This window comes from Gluconobacter sp. P5H9_a (assembly GCF_018812085.1).
Classification (GTDB): Bacteria; Pseudomonadota; Alphaproteobacteria; order Acetobacterales; family Acetobacteraceae; genus Gluconobacter.
The window spans coordinates 37,743-55,066 of record NZ_JACRVW010000010.1; the positions used below are offsets into that span (position 1 = coordinate 37,743).

Below are 17,324 nucleotides of genomic sequence, written 5' to 3' on the forward strand. Positions count from 1 at the left end.
GCACAGCGTGGGGGCAAGCTCCCCTTGCTCACTGCGGCTGGCTGTTACGTTCAGCAAGAAGGGAGTCAATCAGCCAGACCGCCACCCCGCACACAATACCGGCATCGGCAATGTTAAAGACATACCATGACCAACCGAAAGCGTGGGCATGCAGAAAGTCCACAACGGCACCATACCGCAGGCGGTCAATGACGTTACCGATGGCACCACCCGCGATGGCCCCGCAGGCCCCGGCGACCAGTGTCCGGCGCGTTTTTGTCATGGTCCAGACCAGCAGGCAGACAGCCAGCAGCGAGACCGTGCAGAAGACCAGAGGCCCTTTACTGCCCAGACCACCAAACATTCCAAACGTCACAGCATGGTTCCAGACCATGGTGAAGTTCAGGAATGGGAGGATCTGGACAGACCCTTTCTCCGGCAAATTATAGCCGTAAAGAATCCAGTCCTTGCTGGCCTGATCCAGAACGAGGACCAGAACTAGCAGGGCGAGCCCGAGAACCAGCCGCCCCATACGGCTCATACCTTCCTGCCAAAGGGACATCAGGCACTCACCACACTGAGGCAGCGACGGCACAGAGCCGGATGTTCGGCGCTTTCACCAACGTCCGGCCGGACCTTCCAGCAACGGGCGCATTTATGACCCGGCGCACGCTCGACCTGCGGACCGCCATGAGCAGTTTCGCCGGGCAGAAGCTCAATCTCCGCGTGGGACGTGATGAGCAGTTCTGCCCAGTCAATTCTGGTAAGAGACGCTGCTTCTTCCTGTGAGATCGGAAGCGTTACACTGGCTTCCAGAGAGGCGCCAATGACGCCGTCACGACGGGCTGTTTCCAACTCGGTCGTGACAAGACGGCGGTAGGCGCGGATCTCGTCCCAGTTGGCGCCCAGTTCCGGGTTGTTCCACGCGGCCTCAGGCTCAAAGAACTGCTCCAGATGGATGCTGCTCTCTTCGCCAAACCGGGCACTCCAGGCTTCTTCTGCTGTGAAGACCAACACGGGTGCCAGCCAGGTGCAGAGCGCACGGTGCAGAGCATCCAGAACCGTGCGGGAGGCGCGGCGCGTCAGATCAGAAGGAGCGTCGCAGTAGATCGCGTCCTTACGGATATCGAAATAGAACGCGGACAGATCCGTCGTGCAGAAACCATGCAGGGCCGGATAGACACCCACCCACTGATGCGTCTCTACGGCCGTACTGATCAGACCGCGCAGTTCCGAGAGGCGATGCAGAATGTACTGCTCCAGCGGTGGCATTTCAGCGTAAGGAACGGCCTCTTCTTCCGTGAAACCATCGAGCGCACCCAGCAGCCAGCGCAGCGTATTGCGCAGACGACGGTACAGTTCGCCTTGCTGCTTCAGGATCTCGTTGCCGATGCGCAGATCTTCGTTCGTGTCAGAGTTCAGCACCCACAGGCGCAGAATATCGGCGCCTAGTGAGTCCGTGACGTCTGCCGGGGCAATGACGTTCCCAAGCGACTTGGACATCTTGCGGCCCTGCTCGTCCAGCACGAAGCCGTTCGTCACAAGGGCTTTGTAGGGGGCGACGCCACGTGTGCCGACGCTTTCCAGCAAGGATGACTGGAACCAGCCGCGATGCTGATCAGAGCCTTCCAGATAGACGTCTGCCGGGAAATTCAGGCCTTCCTGCCCCAGAACGAACTGATGCGTGGAGCCGGATTCAAACCACACGTCCACAATATCGAAGACCTGTTCGTAATCCGCCGGGTCACGGTTGGGACCCAGGAAAACAGCCGGGTCTGTGTCGTACCAGACGTCCGCACCCTTTTCGTGGAAAGCCTTGACGATCCGGTCCATGACGTCTGCATCACGCAGAACTTCACCGCTTCGCTTCTCAACGAAGACGGCAATCGGCACGCCCCAGGCGCGCTGACGGGAGATGCACCAGTCCGGACGCTGCTCGACCATGGATGTCAGGCGGCGACGGGCAGCCTCAGGCACGAAGGTGACAGGATCAAGCGCCTTGAGAGCCTTCTCACGCAGCTTCGTTTCCCCATCCATCGCGATGAACCATTGAGGTGTGGCGCGGAAGATGATTGGGGCTTTGGAACGCCAGGAATGCGGATAGGAATGACGGATCTTGCTGCGCGCCATAAGACCGGTTGCTGGTGCGTCGTCATGTTCAGCGGACTGACGGGCTTCCGTCAGCAGATCGCAGACCGGGTCAGCCGCTTTGAAAACATGGATGCCTTCGAGATGCGGAACCCATGACGCATATCGACCATCATCCTGCACCAGTTCCGGCACTTCGATGCCGAATTGGCGGCAGACGATAAAGTCATCCTGACCATGAGACGGCGCCATGTGAACAAGGCCCGTACCAGCATCTGTCGTGACGAAATCGCCCGGAAGCATCGGCACGTCATATTCATAACCACGACCACGTAGCGGATGAGCGGCAATAGCGCCTTCCAGCGCGCTGCCGGGCAGCGTGTAAAGAATGTGGTGCGCGCTGATACCGGTTTCAGCGCAGAAGGCCTCAACCCGATCTTCCGCGATCAGCAGGCGCGCGCCCTGGGGGACAACGCTGGCTTCCGTGATCTCGTCAGCACGCAGAACCACGTAGGTGATGTCCGGACCATAAGCGAGCGCACGGTTGGCTGGAATGGTCCACGGCGTGGTGGTCCAGATAACGGCTGAGACGCCATCAAGGGCGTCACCCGGCGTCGGGTCTTTGATGATCGGGAAGGCGACGAAGATCGTGGTGGAATCAACGTCGTGGTATTCGATCTCGGCTTCGGCCAGCGCGGTCTTCTCAACGGGGCTCCACATAACAGGGCGCAGGCCCCGATACAGACCGCCATTCAGCAGGAACTTGCCGATTTCTCCAACGATCTTGGCTTCGGAGCTGTAGTCCATCGTGACGTAACGATTGGCCCACTCGGCCTGAATACCGATGCGTTTAAAGTCTTCCGCCTGCTTGCTCACCCACTCTGCGGCGTACTGGCGACATTCCGCGCGGAACTGAAGCAGGGGAACCTGATCCTTGTCCTTGCCAGCCTTGCGGTACTGTTCCTCGATCCGCCATTCAATCGGCAGACCATGACAGTCCCATCCCGGCTGATAGCGGACTTCGAAACCGGACATGCGATGCGCACGGTTGATGACGTCTTTCATCACCTTGTTCAGCGCATGACCAATATGAATGTGCCCGTTGGCATACGGAGGACCGTCGTGCAGCGTGAAGACCGGGCGTCCCTTCCCTTCCTCACGGATTTTCCCGTCCAGATCCATGGCTGCCCAGCGGGCAAGCGTCTCGGGCTCACGCTTCGGCAGGCCACCCCGCATGGGGAAGCCGGTGCGCGGCAGGAACACAGTATCGCGGTAGCGATCCTGCTGTTCTTTGAAGGTCGTATCGGACTTGTCGGACATGGGACGGGCCAACTTTGGTCATTCACACAAAATAAGGGGGACCATATGGAGATTGGGCGGGGATGTGGTCAAGTCTTCTAAGGGTAAACCGCGTCATGTTCTGCCAAAAACGCTGTTATTCGGGCCTTCAAGACAATTGAATGACAGGTCTGGTCATGGATTGTTTCAGTGGCAGAAGCATGATCTGTTTTGGCAGAAGATCTGTACGGGGGCATTTTCATGAAGACATTCTGGCTGGCTGCGATCCTGGCGATTGCTCCTTCTCTCGCGGTAGCACAGGCCCCTCGTTGTCCGGCGCCGGCAGCTGTTCCGTCCAAATCTGATCTGCCTCATCTTCTGATGACATCCCAGGACCGCGGTTTTCTGTGGAAAGCCACGAAAGATGGTCATACGTCTTGGCTGTACGGCACTGTTCATGCCTCTCGCGAAGAATGGTTGATGCCTGGGCCGCTAATACGGTCCGCTATCCTGCAAAGCCAGGCTGTTGCGCTTGAACTGAATCTGCAGGATCCCCAGACACTGGCAGCCCTTCGCAAACCCGAAGAACCGACCAACCGCGAAAGGCTGATTGCTTCCGGGCGGAAGAAAAAACTCGATGCCCTGGCAGATGAACTCTGTATTCCCACGGCAGGCTTTGCCACTACGGCAATCGGCCTTGAAGCGGCCGGGCTTACCGCATCAGCTGCGCGCGCGGATGGATATTATCCCGATTATGCCGTCGATCTTGTCCTTCAAGGAATGGCTGGCAGCCTGAAAAAAGAAGTTATCGCTCTCGAAGATGTTCAGACACAGCGTAACCTCCTGATCTCCCCCAAGCTGTCCGAAGAAAACGCCTTCATTGATGAAACCATCAAGCAGATTTCGTCGGGGGAAGCGCGGAAAGACGAAGATCAGCTTATTGCGATGTGGGGACACAGCGATCTGACGCGACTGAACCAGTACAAACAATGGTGCAAATGTGAGCGGACACCACAGGAGAAACGCCAGACGTTCCACATGATTGATGAGCGAAATGCAGCGATGGCCCAGAAAATTCTGACCCTTCATGATTCTGGAAAGTCCCTGTTCGTGGCAGTTGGGTCTTTACACATGGCGGGCCCACAAGGACTTCCTGCGCTCCTGAAAAAGGACGGTTTCGACGTTCAGCAGATCGTACCTGCGCCTTCGGCAAAAACGTCGCTGTAAACAGCAGGCGCTTTGCCTGAACGAACTGGGGGCGGTACAGTCCGGCAGCAGTATTTTCTGCATTCGGACAGGGCGGATGGTGATCCCGGCATGAAGCGCGTTTTCAGCAAAATCTTTTCCCGCCTACCCGAACGTGAGGCAGCCCCCCCGTTGCCTTCTCATATCGAAATCATCCGTGAGAAAGCCCTGAAAGGGCACCATCTGGAAATCGTCCAGTGGGGGCAGATCCTGCTGGAGAGCATTTATGTTCCCAAAGACCCTGTCGGGGCATTGGAATGGTTTACCATTGCCGCAAAGGCCGGGTTCGGGCCGGGACATAATATGCGGGGCCGGTGTTTTCAATTCGGCTGGGGATGCGAGGAAGACCTTCAGGAAGCGGCCCGGTGTTATGCAGCAGCGGCTAAAGCTGGAGACGAATGGGGCCGTTATAATCTGGGCATTCTGACCATGCGGGGCATCGGGCAGCCCCAGGATCTGCCAAAGGCGCTTCATCTGTTTCGAACAGCGGCGCACAACGACCATGCCAAATCCATGAACCTGTATGCACGTTTTCTGGAAGAAGGCTGGGTTGTGCCCCAAGATCGCGCGGCAGCCTTGGACTGGTATCGGAAGTCAGCAGAAGGCGGAGATTACCGGGGGCAGCACAACTATGCGACGGCGCTGGTGGATGCTGGCCAGATTGACGAAGCGCTGGGCTGGTGGCGCAAGGCTGCTGTGGATGCCACGTCTGACATTCTTCTGGCGATGAGCAAGAAGCTGGTCCTTTTGGGGAACAAAAGAGATCAGAATCTGGAAGAGCGCGTTCAGGAACGCCTGAAAGAAATTGGCATCTGCTCTCAAGGAGAATAATATACTCCTCGGTGCTGTATTCCCATGTAGCCTGAGCTTGACACACTCTGAAGTTCAGAGCTCAAAAAGACGTCCTAGCGCCCGAGAAGACGACGCGCCTGTTCGGCATCCTGAACAATCTGAGCCTTGAGTTCCTCAAGCCCCGAGAAGCGCTTTTCATCCCGCAGAAGCGCAATCAGAGCAACGCTCAGGGTTTTGCCGTAAAGGTCTTCCGAGAAATCAAAAAGATGGACTTCAAGGCGGCTTTCCTGTCCATCGTTTATGGTCGGACGTCGGCCGATATTCGCTACTCCGGGAATGATCCGTCCATCTGGCAGTGTCACCTGAACGGCATAAACTCCGCGTGCGGGTTCGAGATGCTGACGAAGGGGGATGTTCGCTGTGGGAAAACCGAGAAGACGTCCCCGCTGATCCCCGTGGATGACCGGCCCGACGATCGACCATGGTCGGCCCAGTTCCAGCGCAGCCCGTTCAGGATACCCTTCCTGAAGAAGGCGGCGAATGCGGCTGGATGAGATAGGGCCGCCCTCATCCACTAACTGCGGTACAATCGTCAGCCCGACACCCTTTGGCGTCAGAAGCGCTGCCAGATCGTCAGTGTTGCCGGTTCTGCGATGACCGAAGGCAAAATCTGCGCCACAGGCGACGTGACGGACACCAAGAGCCCCCAAGAGCACATCATGAACAAAGGATTCTGCGCTTAACCGCGAAAAATCCTTGTCGAAGGGAATCTGGAAAACATGGGCCACGCCCTGCTCTTCCAGCGCCTTGGCGCGGACATCCGGAAGCATGAGGCGACACGGTAGATTCTGAGGGCGAAACAACTCTCTCGGATGCGGATCAAACGTCACAACGGAGAGCGGATGGTCAGGACGCGCTGCACGAAGACTATGCAGCAGGTGCACATGTCCCCGATGAACACCGTCGAAGTTCCCTAGAGCGGCAACCGTGCCGCGGGCGTCCTTCGGAATATCTCGCCAATCAGTGTGCAGGGTCATGCGGGGAGACTGAACTTCTGGGTAACGTCATTCAGATCTGCCGCGTGAAGAACACCCGTGTGCGGAACTGTGTGATCCTGTGGGCGCACGAGCTGACAGACCTGAAGACCAGCTTCTATCGCAGCGTCCAGCTCGGCTCCAATGTCGGAAAGGAAAAGGATATCTTCCGGCTTTAAACCGCAAGCTTCTGCAATTTTTGTATAGGATGCCGCATCTTTCTTCCCGCCTGTGGAAAGATCGAAGAAGCCGTCGAACAGGGACGTCAGGTCACCTTGTTTCGTATAGCCATACAAAAGCTTCTGCGATGGAATGGAGCCCGAAGAGTACACTGCGAGACGCAGGCCGCCCTCAGACCAAGCCTTCAGGGCCGGGGGAACATCCTTGTAGAGATCTGCACGGAGCGTGCCATCTTCAAAACCCTGCCGCCAAGTGATGCCCTGAAGTGTTTTGAGGGGCGCCGCTTTCTCGTCCCTGGCCATCCAGTCCTGACAGACCTTCAACGGATCTTCTCCAGGATGGGAGATGACAATATCTGCTCGTGCGGCCACAACCTGCGGGTTTGTGTGGTCTTCGATCAAATCCGGAAGGGCTTTGGCTGCATAAGGGAACATGACGTCCCGAACGAAAGAGATCGGCAGGGTCGTGCCTTCGATATCAAGCAGGACGAGACGGATCATGTCAGACTTTCAGGAGGAAGTGGAGACGTCTGCGGGGAAACGCTCGGCGATATCATCGCCTGTATATTGCGCGATCCATCCAGTTGTGTCGGTGAAAACGCGCAGAGCGACCACATCCGGGGATGGGCCAGCATCAAACCAGTGCGGAATGCCTTCCGGCACAGAAATCAGGTCTCCAGCCGTGCAGAGAACCGAATAGATCCGGCCGTGAATGTGCAGGACGAAAGCGCCCTGACCATGCACAAAGAACCGAACTTCATCTTCGCTGTGCGTGTGCTCCGAGAGGAACTTTTTGCGCAACTCTGGCAGATTGGGCGTGGACGCGTTGATGCGCACCACGTCTGCACTTCCCGCGCCCGTTTCACCCATGAGGGTGTCGAGATAGGGGCGATATGCGTCCAGAATTTCGTCCGTAGTCGCGTCTTTTGCAGGCGTGACAGGCGGCGTCCAGCGTTCGAAACGGATATTATGCGGACGCAGGGTCTCGGCGATTTCCCCGGGGGTGGTAACGTCGAGAAGGATCGTTTCGGGGCTGTCGTCCCGATAAACAGTCAGTCTGCTCATGGTTCAGCGTGCCTTCTGGAGACGGGCGAGATGGCAGGCAAGCAGGAATTCAAGCCCTTCAAGCCGCGCCAATGCTGTGAACATGTCTTTACCCCAGACATAAACGCCATGACCGCGGATCAGGTAACCCAGACGCATGTCCGACAGTTTCGGAGCAACAACTGTCGAGAGACGGGCGATATCCTGATCGTTGTGAAACAGGGGCAAATCCAGGCTGGTGTCGTGCGTTGACTGCCCTTCGAAAACCTTCAGCACTTCATAGCCCGCGAGGGTGATCGCGTCTGTTGGTTCATCCATGGACAGGATAGTGGCCGCAACAGAGTGGCCGTGCAGTACAGCCCCGATCGACGGATCATGCGCATAGAGCTGGGTATGCAGCAGGGTTTCCGCACTGGCACGCTTCGTCGGGTCCAGCGGCACGCCTTCAGGGGTGATCTGGATCACGTCCTGCTCTGTCAGGAAGCCTTTGTGGCCTCCTGACCGCGTGATGGCGATGCGGCCATCTGCCAGACGTACGGACAGGTTGCCAGCTGTAGCTGGAACCCAGCCGCGCTGATCCATCCGCTGGCCTGCCCGGACGATTTGCCCGGCGGCCTCGATCCATGCCGTATCAGACGTCGTGTTCAACATCAGACCTGCGTGCGGTGCGTGTCGCTGTTGGTGGTCGTCTGACTATAACCGGGCGACTGATTGGGGGCCGAGATATGACCCGGCGCCTGATTGGCTTCAGGTGGCGTCATGTTCTCATCTTCGCCCATGTTCTTCTTGAAGGACTTGATGCCCTTCGCAAAGTCTCCCATCAGGCCGCTGATCTTTCCACCGCCGCCAAACACGACGAGCAGGACGACCGCCAGGATCAGCCAGTGAACGGGGCTCATGCTGCCCATAATGTAATACTCCGAAAAGCCAAGGCTACACCTTCATGTGGCAAGGCTTGGGCGTTTGTGCAAGCGTTCGCTCAGGACGCATCATCCCGACCAGAGGCCGAAACGAAGCCATAGGTCGGATAGGCCCGGCGCCCCAGGCCGTGAATGGGTGCCCACCAGACCCGGACCAGAGTCCAGTCATGGCTGGGTGAAACATCCGTGATGGGGACATTGCGATCGATGCGTCCTGGTTCCCAGTTAGCATGATCTACAAGGATCGTGTTTGAAGAAATCTGTCTGCGCACGATCGAAACATGCCCACTCGGCACCCGGGACGTTGCCCGGAAGACAAGAACTGAACCCGGAATGGGGGCATGGCTCCGGGCATAATGCCCTGCTGACTGACGCCACCAGGATGCCGCACTGCCCCGCAACTGAAGACCTGTCCGGGACCGGGCATAGGGTGCGCACTGGAGCGGCCCGTTGAAACTGGCACGACTGTATTCGCGACTACCGCCACAGGCTGTGAGTGACAGCAGCAGGCAGAGTGCCAGTTTTTTCATGGGCGGCTCCGGAAAGCGATGATGCGGTCTTCTGCTTCTTCAGTGTCCATTTCCAAGGCTGTCTGCACGACATCCCTGGAAAAACCATTGCGCGCAAAGATTCCCATGACGCGAACCGGATCCTCTTGCGGACGGTCCGGGCGGCAGAAGGGGCCGACGCGACGTTTGCGCGCCAGAACGAGCGCTGCCGCCAACTCTGCCTCGCGCGCCGTTTCATCCGATCTTTCGCCCAGCGATTCGTTGAGCGCTTCCTGCGTGGTCGTCTGATCAACGCCCTTCGTGGCCAGATGTGCTGCGACAGCCCTACGAGAACGTCCGGTTCGGGTCAGGTTCAGGGCACGGGAGCGGGCGAATCCGGCATCATTGACGGCTCCGAGTTCTGTCATGGCGACAATGACGTCTTCTACGGCTGGTCGAAGAGTTCTGATTGTGGCTTCGGCATCTTCTTCAGACAGCCCGGCGTGCACTGCACGCGTGCCCCATCGCCGAAGACGCCGTTCCAGCGTCTGGCGCAAGCTATGCTCGGTTGTGGCAAAGCGAGCCACGTGCGCCAGTGCCATTTCGCGTAGTGCCTTGAAATCGGGAGCTGTTGGTATGTCCTCCATAGCAGAAGAGTATGCTGCGAAGAGGGCATTTACGGCAAGATCGGATAGGGTCATCATTCAAGCCATGAGCGACTCTCTTTCAGCCCGCCTTGAGGCGGCTGTCTCCGCCCTTCCTGTTCGTTTTCCTGGCCCCGGTGGGGCTGTGGCTGTCGTGAAAGATGGCGAGGTTCTTGTCCGTCACACATGGGGCTACGCCAATGCGGAGCGGCGCCTGCCGTTCACACCGTCTTCCCTGTTCCGCATGTGCTCCATCACGAAGCAGTTCACCTGCGGCGTATTGCTGGATCTTTTCCAGGACCCGGCGGAACTGGATGGAGATGTGGACGACCGGTTGCCGCAACTGGATGAGCCAGCGCCAGGGGCGCTTCATCTTGCACACAACCAGTCAGGCCTGCGTGACTACTGGGCTGTGGCGATGTTGCATGGCGCACCAGTCGAAGGATTTTTCGGGGATCGGGAAGGACGTCGCGTTATTGACGGCACGCGTACGCTCCAGTTCCAGCCCGGTACATCTTACTCCTATGTGAACCAGAACTTCCGGCTGCTATCTGACATTCTGGAAGACAGGACAGGGCGGAGTTTCGCTGAACTTCTTCAGACGTCCATTTTCAATCCCGTGGGTATGGAACGGGCCATTCTGGCAGCCGAAACACGCGCCATGCCGGACGGGACTGTTGGATATGAAGGAACCGTGGAGAGCGGTTTTCGCCCGGCTGTCAATAACATCTGGTGGACCGGGGATGCAGGTCTGGGCGCATCGCTGGATGACATGATTGCCTGGGAGCGTTTCATTGATGCGACGCGCGATGATCCTGACGGGCTTTACAACCGTCTGACAACGCCGGTGACCTTCCGCGATGGTGAAGTCGCACCTTACGGATTTGGGCTGCAACGGACATCACTTTTCGGACGTGATGTGACGATGCATGGTGGCGCGCTTAGGGGTTGGCGGTCCCACAGACTGCACGTCGCGTCTGAGCGCCTGTCTGTCGTTGTGATGTTCAACCATATGTCGCCTGCACAGGTTGCAGCGGGCCAGATCCTGGCAGCAGCACTGGGTGTTCCCTATGAGCCGGATCGGGCGACACAGCCGCCTCATGAATTGTACGGCACCTTCATTGAGCGAGAGACCGGGCTATCCGCGCGAATCGAGCCTGCTCCCGGCGGAGCCAAGCTTCGATATCTGATGGTACCGGAAATGCTGGAAGGTGTTTCCGCCTCGCGGGCTGAAACACCGAGCGTCCAGATCGTTCGTCAGGGAGACGAAATCCGGATGGAGCGGCCGGGTGAAAACCGCATGGGCATTCTCACCGCCTGTGACGAAACCGCTGGTGAAGACATCGAAGCACTTGAAGGCGTTTATCGCTGTGAAGAGCTGGATGAGGCGGAAGTCACCATCGAACTGGCAGGTGGCGTTGTCTATGGCGGTTTCTCAGGCTTTCTGGGCAATGGCCGGATGGAACCGCTTCAGAGACTGGCACGGGACGTCTGGGTTTTGCCGTGCCCTCGGGCGCTCGATCATACGGCGCCGGGCGATTGGACGCTGCTGTTCGAGCGGGATTCTTCAGGCGTCAACACGGTAAAGGTCGGATGCTGGCTGGCGCGGGATCTGGTTTACAGGCGCGCCTGACAACCGTTCTTTGCCCGCAAGGGGTTTGACGGATCGTATTTCTGCCGCACAGTATGTGTCTGCGGAATCTTTGGCCCTGCCCCGGGCGACCGGGGCAGGGTTTTCCGATTCTGCAGCTTTCATTCACCCTGATCCAGGATCGACGATCATCATGATCTCCTCCCTCATGCCCAATTACAAACGTGCCGACCTTGCTTTCGAGCAGGGCGAAGGCGTCTGGCTGACGGCATCCGACGGGCGACGATATCTGGATTTCGGGGCTGGCATTGCCGTCTCTTCGTTGGGCCATGGCCACCCGAAGCTGGTAAAGACCATTGCGGATCAGGCCGCGAAGGTCATGCACGTCTCGAACCTTTACCGTATTCCGCAGGCTGAAAAGCTTGCGGATCTTCTGGTGAAGAACTCATTCGCGGACTCTGTGCTGTTCTGCAACTCGGGCGCTGAAGCGAACGAGGGCATGGTGAAGATGATCCGTCGGGCGCAGTACGAAAACGGCCATCCCGAGCGTACGCGCATTCTTTGCTTTGACGGCGCGTTTCACGGTCGGACATTGGCCATGATTTCTGCGACCGGAAATCCTGCATACCAAAAGGGGTTTGGGCCTGTTGTTGAAGGGTTTGACCATGCGCCGTTCAACAATACCAATACTCTGCGCGCGGCTATTACGCCGGAAACTGCCGGTATTATCGTGGAGCCCATTCAGGGTGAAAGCGGCATCAAGCCAGCGTCCGAAGTCTTCATGAAGGCCTTGCGCGCAGTCTGTGATGAGCACGGCATCTATCTGGGCTTCGATGAAGTCCAGACCGGTGTTGGCCGGACAGGAAAGCTGTTTGCGCATGAATGGTATGGCATCAAGCCGGACGTCATTTCCATTGCCAAGGGCATTGGTGGCGGCTTCCCGCTCGGGGCTGTTCTGGCAACCGAAGAGCTGGCCAAACATCTGACACCTGGCTCGCACGGGACGACATTTGGCGGCAATCCATTAGCTTGTGCGGCAGGAACGACAGTTCTGGAAGAAGTTCTCAGCCCCGGCTTTCTGGAGCATATCTGCAAGGTTGGAGAGGCCTTTGAAGGCATGTTGCGGGATGTCGTGAAGCGTTCACCGGGCGTTTTTGACGATGTCCGCGGCATGGGTCTGATGCGTGGCCTGCACTGCGTGCCGCCCGTTGGAGAAGTGATGCCGCTTGTAACGGCGGCCGGGCTGCTGACCGTTGGTGCGGGCGATAATGTGCTGCGTCTGGTGCCTCCGTTGATTGTGACGGAAGAAGACTGTCAGGTCGCCTGCAAGAAATTGATCGAAGCTGCCGAAGCCTACTCGGCCGCCCATAAGAAAGAACAGGAGAAAGTGTCGTGAGTTTGGCAATTGCCCCCCGGACAGCAGGAACGGAACAGCAGATGCCACGGCATTTTCTTGATATTCGCGACTTCAGCGGCGAAGTCATCCGACAGATCATAGATCTGTCGGCCCGCATCAAAGCGCTGCAGAACAATCGCAAGGCCCCACTGCATCCGCAGCGCCCTCTTGAAGGACGCACCCTGGGACTAATGCTGGCACAGCCCTCCACCCGCACACGTGTTTCATTCGAAGTGGGTATGGGGCAGTTGGGCGGCCAGGTGTCCGTCCTTTCACCAGGAGACATGCAGCTTGGCCGTGGGGAAACTATTGCGGATACGGCCCGCGTTCTGTCGCGCTTTCTGGATGTGATTGTTCTGCGAACCGGTAAGGACGAGAACCTGCGTGAGCTGGCAAAGTGGAGCACGGTTCCGGTCATCAACGGTCTGACGCCGGTCTCTCATCCCATCCAGATTCTGGCAGACGTACTGACATTTGAAGAGCATCGTGGCCCGATTGCGGGAAAGACGCTTGCGTGGATTGGGGACGGCAACAACGTAGCCACTTCCCTGATGGAAGCGGCAGCTCTGCTCAAATTCAATGTTCGTCTGGCAACGCCAGAGGGGTTCGCGCCCAGTGAGCGTGCTGTTGCCTGGGCACGCCAGAATGGTGCCTCCATCGAGGTCTTCCAGAACCCTGCCGAGGCTGTCGTGGGCGCAGATGCTGTTCTGACAGACACGTGGGTCAGCATGGGGGACAAGGATCGCGATCAGCGCCTTGCTGCCTTCCGTCCTTATCAGGTGGATGCGGCCCTTATGGCAAAAGCTGCACCAGATGCCCTGTTCCTTCACTGCCTGCCTGCCCATATCGGGGAGGAAGTGACTGCCGAGGTGTTCGAAAGCCCGGCGTCTGTTGTTTTTGACGAGGCGGAAAACCGCCTTCATACGCAAAAGGGCCTGCTTCTCTGGGCTCTTGGAAGAGAGAACGGGTGATCGATACACCGCCATTTCTTGACAGGGGACGCCCCAACGTCCCGAACATGGTCGTTTCAGGAGGGATTGTGCCATTTCATCTGGCACAGTCTCCCGTCCGTGGACGCCTGATTCGACTCGGAGCGCTGGCAGACGCCATCCTGTCACGGCATGATCTACCGGATGCTGTCCTGACCATGGGTGGGCAGGCTCTTGCACTGGTTGCGGGCATGGCGTCTGCCTTGAAATTCAAGGGATCTTTCTCCCTTCAGATCAAGGGAGACGGCCCTGTCTCCATGCTGCTGGCTGATGCCACAGATACAGGCGATCTGCGTTTTACGGCCCGGCTTGCGGAAGATGCTGACCCTGCAGCGCTACCGACATCCCCCAAAGAGTTGCTTGGTAACGGCTACCTCGCCTTCACGATCGACCAGGGTGCGGATATGGACCGCCATCAGGGTATCGTGGAGCTGACGGGTGAAACCCTCTCTGAGATGGCCGTCCACTATTTTCAGACCAGCGAACAGCATGACTGCTGGATCCGCCTGTTCTGTCTCAAGACGGTTGACGGCTGGAGCGCCAGTGCTCTGGTGCTGGAACGGATCGCAGATGAAGGCGGCATCGAGAATGCCGCTCAGGCAGAGGATGCCTGGGAAACGGCCTGCACGTTTGCCGAAACATTGCGAGACCAGGAAATTTTTGACGAAACACTCGAAAGTGGTGATCTGATCTATCGTCTGTTCGGGACGTTAGACGTTCAGATTGCTACACCACGCGCTCTGGCTTACGGCTGCCGTTGCTCCCGGGCACGACTTGCCTCAGTTCTGGAGCGCTTTGGCGAAGACGATCTGGATCACATGGTGGAAAACGGCGCTATCACGATGAACTGTGAGTTCTGCAACGTCGGCTTCCGTTTCACCCGTGATGAGCTTGGAGAAAAACCTGCATGACGCTTCCACTGCTCGACGGAATCAGGATCGACGGCCTTCCCGTCGAACAGCTTTATCCAGGCTGGGTAGCCTTGGAGCGCCACCCGATTGTTGGCCAGTTCGAGGTCATTCTCTTTCAGGATGAAGACAGCGGACGACAGGCCTGCTGGTGGATTGAGGATGGAGCGTACAAGGGCAGTCATGTCATGGCGCTTCACCCGGATGTGCAAGACCGCCTTCTGACTGGCATGGACCCGGTATTCTGGCCTCTGGCAGAAGGGGTGCTTGGCGGTGACATCCGGGACGATGCTGTCTCTTTCAGGACTGACCTTCCTTCGACAGCTTTTCGGGAGCTGTCGGGTCTCTGGCTGGGACGACATGCCCCCCATGCCATTTTCATTGCTGCAGGCCATGCGGATAGCGGAGAAGCCCTGACCTGTCCCGATGGGAAGCCTGTGGCAGAAGGGCGTATGAAAGCGCTACTCTCGGCCCGAAGAGGCACAGACGTTCTGGTTGTCTCCTCTCCTTTCTCTGCAATGCCTGTCCGGGCGCAGATTGAGATGAAGCTGGGAGGCGCGACAGCCTATCGCTTCCACGACGCACTGGAAAATTCGGTTTTCTATCTTGTGTGGGACGAAGCGGCACCTGAAAATCGTCCGTCGTTCTACTATCCCAGCGGCCCACTCCTGATTAGCGATAATCCGTCAGGGCCTCTGATTCCAGGCTGGATTTTGGAGTGGTTTGCACGACATTCCGAACACGCCGGTCTCATCAGAGCTGCGCGTCCTTTCCTTCCGGAAGATTTTGGTGTCGGCCAGGCGTCGTCGCTACGGACGCCCCGCGTTCCTCAGGCGGCTGCGGCGGCGGTTGTGAAACAGGCTGATTCTGAGCCAGAAAAGACTTCTGATAACTGTCCGGAAGTGACGGAAATTCAGGAATCGGAGCCTGTTCAACGTCGGTCTTTTTTGCCGGAGCTTCCGTTGGAGCCGCCTACGGTATTACAGTCCCCGCACAAGAAGGGACTGTTCGGGCGTTTCAAGAGCCTATTGGGCCGCGACGACCAATAAGATCATGGGGAATAGCGTGATGGGTGTACGGTACTGGTTCGGAGCAGTCGCTCTGGGATTATCACTCGGTCTTGCGGGTTGTGCAGATGATGAGCCAGCGCAGACATTCCCTCCCGCAGACTACAGCTATTTGTCGCAGTTGCACCTGAATGTGGCGACAATCAACATTCAGGATGAAGCTGTTCCGGCCCCAGGTTCCCTGAGTTCGAAAGCCCCTACGCCCCCCGATCAAGCCCTCAAACAAATGGCGAACCAACGACTGGTTGCCAGTGGACAGCAGGGTCAGGCAGCATTCATCATTAAACAGGCCTACATTTCTTCAGAGGGCGAGAATGCGATCTCAGGCGCCTTGGATGTGCAGCTGAATATTGCCGATGCGGGAAATCTGCATACGGGATATATCCATGCACGGATCAGCCGAAAGCTCGACACCGGCACCAAAAGCGCTACATCCCGCGCTTCTCTCTATGCCCTGACCAATCAGATGATGCAGGACATGAATGTTGAGCTTGAGTTTCAGGTCCGTAAAAAACTCATGAGCTGGATGACAGATGCGGTAGGAAACCCTCTGGTTGATGGCGGCGTGAAGCAACAGGCTCTTGATGGATCAGGCAGCCCCACACCTGCGACGCCCGCAAAGCCTGTCCCACAGGACGTTCCGGCCGTAATCACAAGTACGCCAAGCGTTGCCGCCCCCATTCAGCCCAGCGTTCCAGATGCCATTTTCCCCACGGGCGCAGGTGACGACAGTACGGCTCCGGCGACTACGGCACCAAAGCAGAAGTCTCCTCCTGCAGGTGTTCTGCAACTTCCATCCAATATAAAAGCCAGCGACTCAGCAGGGTAAATAGCGCTTATCGCTAAATGATGATCGAAAGTTCTCTGGCGTTATGACCTCCACCCATCCTATGGGGTCTGACATCTTTCATTCCGGATATGTTTGTTTTCCGAATATGACCTTCCCCTTATGCTGGAGAACAGTGTGCCTTCGACGGAACCGACCGTGACCCGCCCTCTTCGCCGCAGTTTCGTCAAAGGCCTGCTTGGGTCCACATCATTCTGGATGGTTGGCGGCCATGCCCACTGGGCCGAGGCTCTGGCCGAAGAATCGAAACAATCCTACCACCCTTCCTTCTTCACACCTGACGAGTACCGTCTCCTAGAATCCGCTACGGAACGGCTTTTTCCGCAGGACCAGCATGGGCCAGGTGCGCGCGCATTGGGCGTTGCAGAGTTCATAGATCGTCAGATGGAAACACCCTACGCACAGGGAGACAACTGGTACATGTCGGCCCCTTTCGTGCAGGGGCCGGCTAATCTCGGCTATCAGCTCCCGTTTGTACCGCGCGATTTGTATCGCAAGGGCCTTCAGGGACKGGAAGCCTATACCCGCCAGCAACATGGAAAAACCTTCCCGGATCTTCCAGTTGCAGAGCAGGAGGCCATCCTGACGGCACTGGAGGGCGGCTCTGTCTCGTTGGGAGATATTCCTGGCCGGGTTTTCTTCGAGCAACTCCGAACCAATACCCTTGAGGGTGTATTTTCTGATCCTCTTTATGGGGGCAACAGAGGGCTGGGCGGGTGGCTGATGCTGGGCTTCCCGGGTGCTCGGGCCGATTTCATGGATTGGGTCAATCAGGACGGCGCAGCCTATCCGTTTGGTCCGGTTTCCATCTCAGGTGAAACGGCCTGAGGGGCTT

Annotated in this window: 18 protein-coding genes; 9 read left to right on the forward strand and 9 right to left on the reverse strand. The window is 57.7% G+C overall.

Annotation, left to right across the window (positions count from 1 at the left end; genetic code table 11):
* Positions 1-28 precede the first annotated feature (28 nt).
* Complete coding sequence (lspA, locus tag KP708_RS10600; RefSeq protein WP_080951423.1) at positions 29-541, reverse strand: signal peptidase II; 513 nt, start codon at positions 539-541, stop codon at positions 29-31.
* Entirely contained in the window at positions 541-3,387 is a 2,847-nt protein-coding gene (ileS, locus tag KP708_RS10605; protein ID WP_215751070.1) for an isoleucine--tRNA ligase, read from the reverse strand. Before ileS ends, lspA begins: the two co-directional genes overlap by 1 nt.
* Before the next feature lie 219 nt (positions 3,388-3,606).
* On the opposite strand from ileS, the gene KP708_RS10610 reads away from it, so the two are divergent.
* Positions 3,607-4,572 carry a TraB/GumN family protein gene (locus KP708_RS10610; protein WP_215751071.1) on the forward strand — a complete coding sequence of 322 codons (966 nt, stop codon included), beginning with the start codon at positions 3,607-3,609 and terminating at the stop codon, positions 4,570-4,572.
* Between the two features lie 90 nt (positions 4,573-4,662).
* On the forward strand, positions 4,663-5,421 hold the full coding sequence (locus KP708_RS10615; protein ID WP_215751114.1) for a tetratricopeptide repeat protein: 759 nt from the start codon (positions 4,663-4,665) through the stop codon (positions 5,419-5,421).
* 74 nt (positions 5,422-5,495) lie between these two features.
* Here the strand turns inward: KP708_RS10615 and KP708_RS10620 are convergent, their stop codons facing one another.
* From KP708_RS10620 to KP708_RS10650, 7 genes are all read right to left on the reverse strand, one after another.
* Positions 5,496-6,419: a bifunctional riboflavin kinase/FAD synthetase gene (locus KP708_RS10620; protein WP_215751072.1), complete on the reverse strand. Its 924-nt coding sequence runs from the start codon at positions 6,417-6,419 to the stop codon at positions 5,496-5,498.
* On the reverse strand, positions 6,416-7,096 hold the full coding sequence (gene mtnC / locus KP708_RS10625) for an acireductone synthase (RefSeq protein WP_215751073.1): 681 nt from the start codon (positions 7,094-7,096) through the stop codon (positions 6,416-6,418). Before mtnC ends, KP708_RS10620 begins: the two co-directional genes overlap by 4 nt.
* A gap of 9 nt (positions 7,097-7,105) precedes the next feature.
* On the reverse strand, positions 7,106-7,660 hold the full coding sequence (locus tag KP708_RS10630) for an acireductone dioxygenase (protein ID WP_215751074.1): 555 nt from the start codon (positions 7,658-7,660) through the stop codon (positions 7,106-7,108).
* 3 nt (positions 7,661-7,663) lie between these two features.
* Positions 7,664-8,290, reverse strand: coding sequence for a methylthioribulose 1-phosphate dehydratase (locus KP708_RS10635; protein WP_215751075.1), 627 nt, complete (start codon positions 8,288-8,290; stop codon positions 7,664-7,666).
* Complete coding sequence (locus tag KP708_RS10640; protein WP_046900273.1) at positions 8,290-8,547, reverse strand: twin-arginine translocase TatA/TatE family subunit; 258 nt, start codon at positions 8,545-8,547, stop codon at positions 8,290-8,292. The genes KP708_RS10635 and KP708_RS10640 overlap by 1 nt, the downstream gene beginning before the upstream one ends.
* A 71-nt stretch (positions 8,548-8,618) precedes the next feature.
* Positions 8,619-9,089, reverse strand: a complete 471-nt coding sequence (locus KP708_RS10645; RefSeq protein WP_215751076.1) for a CHAP domain-containing protein — start codon at positions 9,087-9,089, stop codon at positions 8,619-8,621.
* Positions 9,086-9,694: a regulatory protein RecX gene (locus tag KP708_RS10650; RefSeq protein WP_215751115.1), complete on the reverse strand. Its 609-nt coding sequence runs from the start codon at positions 9,692-9,694 to the stop codon at positions 9,086-9,088. The genes KP708_RS10645 and KP708_RS10650 overlap by 4 nt, the downstream gene beginning before the upstream one ends.
* Positions 9,695-9,758: 64 nt before the next feature.
* Between KP708_RS10650 and KP708_RS10655 the strand changes: the two genes are divergently transcribed.
* The 7 genes from KP708_RS10655 (at position 9,759) to KP708_RS10685 (ending at position 17,317) form a co-directional block, all read left to right on the forward strand.
* Positions 9,759-11,324: a D-aminopeptidase gene (locus KP708_RS10655; protein WP_215751077.1), complete on the forward strand. Its 1,566-nt coding sequence runs from the start codon at positions 9,759-9,761 to the stop codon at positions 11,322-11,324.
* Between the two features lie 151 nt (positions 11,325-11,475).
* Positions 11,476-12,678: an aspartate aminotransferase family protein gene (locus KP708_RS10660; protein ID WP_215751078.1), complete on the forward strand. Its 1,203-nt coding sequence runs from the start codon at positions 11,476-11,478 to the stop codon at positions 12,676-12,678.
* A gap of 41 nt (positions 12,679-12,719) precedes the next feature.
* Positions 12,720-13,649, forward strand: a complete 930-nt coding sequence (gene argF / locus KP708_RS10665; protein ID WP_215751116.1) for an ornithine carbamoyltransferase — start codon at positions 12,720-12,722, stop codon at positions 13,647-13,649.
* Positions 13,650-13,696: 47 nt separating this feature from the next.
* Positions 13,697-14,578, forward strand: a complete 882-nt coding sequence (locus tag KP708_RS10670) for an Hsp33 family molecular chaperone HslO (protein WP_099213358.1) — start codon at positions 13,697-13,699, stop codon at positions 14,576-14,578.
* Positions 14,575-15,624 (forward strand): hypothetical protein, encoded by a 1,050-nt coding sequence (locus tag KP708_RS10675; protein ID WP_215751079.1) that lies wholly within the window; start codon positions 14,575-14,577, stop codon positions 15,622-15,624. Before KP708_RS10670 ends, KP708_RS10675 begins: the two co-directional genes overlap by 4 nt.
* Positions 15,625-15,643: 19 nt before the next feature.
* On the forward strand, positions 15,644-16,471 hold the full coding sequence (locus tag KP708_RS10680) for a hypothetical protein (RefSeq protein ID WP_215751080.1): 828 nt from the start codon (positions 15,644-15,646) through the stop codon (positions 16,469-16,471).
* 120 nt (positions 16,472-16,591) lie between these two features.
* Positions 16,592-17,317, forward strand: a complete 726-nt coding sequence (locus tag KP708_RS10685) for a gluconate 2-dehydrogenase subunit 3 family protein (RefSeq protein ID WP_215757179.1) — start codon at positions 16,592-16,594, stop codon at positions 17,315-17,317.
* Positions 17,318-17,324 lie beyond the last annotated feature (7 nt).

Coding starts and splice junctions, on each gene's coding strand:
- lspA (WP_080951423.1), bottom strand. CDS start 541: ATGTCCCTTTGGCAGGAAGGTATGAGCCGTATGGGGCGGCTGGTTCTC.
- ileS (WP_215751070.1), bottom strand. CDS start 3,387: ATGTCCGACAAGTCCGATACGACCTTCAAAGAACAGCAGGATCGCTAC.
- KP708_RS10610 (WP_215751071.1), top strand. CDS start 3,607: ATGAAGACATTCTGGCTGGCTGCGATCCTGGCGATTGCTCCTTCTCTC.
- KP708_RS10615 (WP_215751114.1), top strand. CDS start 4,663: ATGAAGCGCGTTTTCAGCAAAATCTTTTCCCGCCTACCCGAACGTGAG.
- KP708_RS10620 (WP_215751072.1), bottom strand. CDS start 6,419: ATGACCCTGCACACTGATTGGCGAGATATTCCGAAGGACGCCCGCGGC.
- mtnC (WP_215751073.1), bottom strand. CDS start 7,096: ATGATCCGTCTCGTCCTGCTTGATATCGAAGGCACGACCCTGCCGATC.
- KP708_RS10630 (WP_215751074.1), bottom strand. CDS start 7,660: ATGAGCAGACTGACTGTTTATCGGGACGACAGCCCCGAAACGATCCTT.
- KP708_RS10635 (WP_215751075.1), bottom strand. CDS start 8,290: ATGTTGAACACGACGTCTGATACGGCATGGATCGAGGCCGCCGGGCAA.
- KP708_RS10640 (WP_046900273.1), bottom strand. CDS start 8,547: ATGGGCAGCATGAGCCCCGTTCACTGGCTGATCCTGGCGGTCGTCCTG.
- KP708_RS10645 (WP_215751076.1), bottom strand. CDS start 9,089: ATGAAAAAACTGGCACTCTGCCTGCTGCTGTCACTCACAGCCTGTGGC.
- KP708_RS10650 (WP_215751115.1), bottom strand. CDS start 9,694: ATGGAGGACATACCAACAGCTCCCGATTTCAAGGCACTACGCGAAATG.
- KP708_RS10655 (WP_215751077.1), top strand. CDS start 9,759: ATGAGCGACTCTCTTTCAGCCCGCCTTGAGGCGGCTGTCTCCGCCCTT.
- KP708_RS10660 (WP_215751078.1), top strand. CDS start 11,476: ATGATCTCCTCCCTCATGCCCAATTACAAACGTGCCGACCTTGCTTTC.
- argF (WP_215751116.1), top strand. CDS start 12,720: ATGCCACGGCATTTTCTTGATATTCGCGACTTCAGCGGCGAAGTCATC.
- KP708_RS10670 (WP_099213358.1), top strand. CDS start 13,697: ATGGTCGTTTCAGGAGGGATTGTGCCATTTCATCTGGCACAGTCTCCC.
- KP708_RS10675 (WP_215751079.1), top strand. CDS start 14,575: ATGACGCTTCCACTGCTCGACGGAATCAGGATCGACGGCCTTCCCGTC.
- KP708_RS10680 (WP_215751080.1), top strand. CDS start 15,644: ATGGGTGTACGGTACTGGTTCGGAGCAGTCGCTCTGGGATTATCACTC.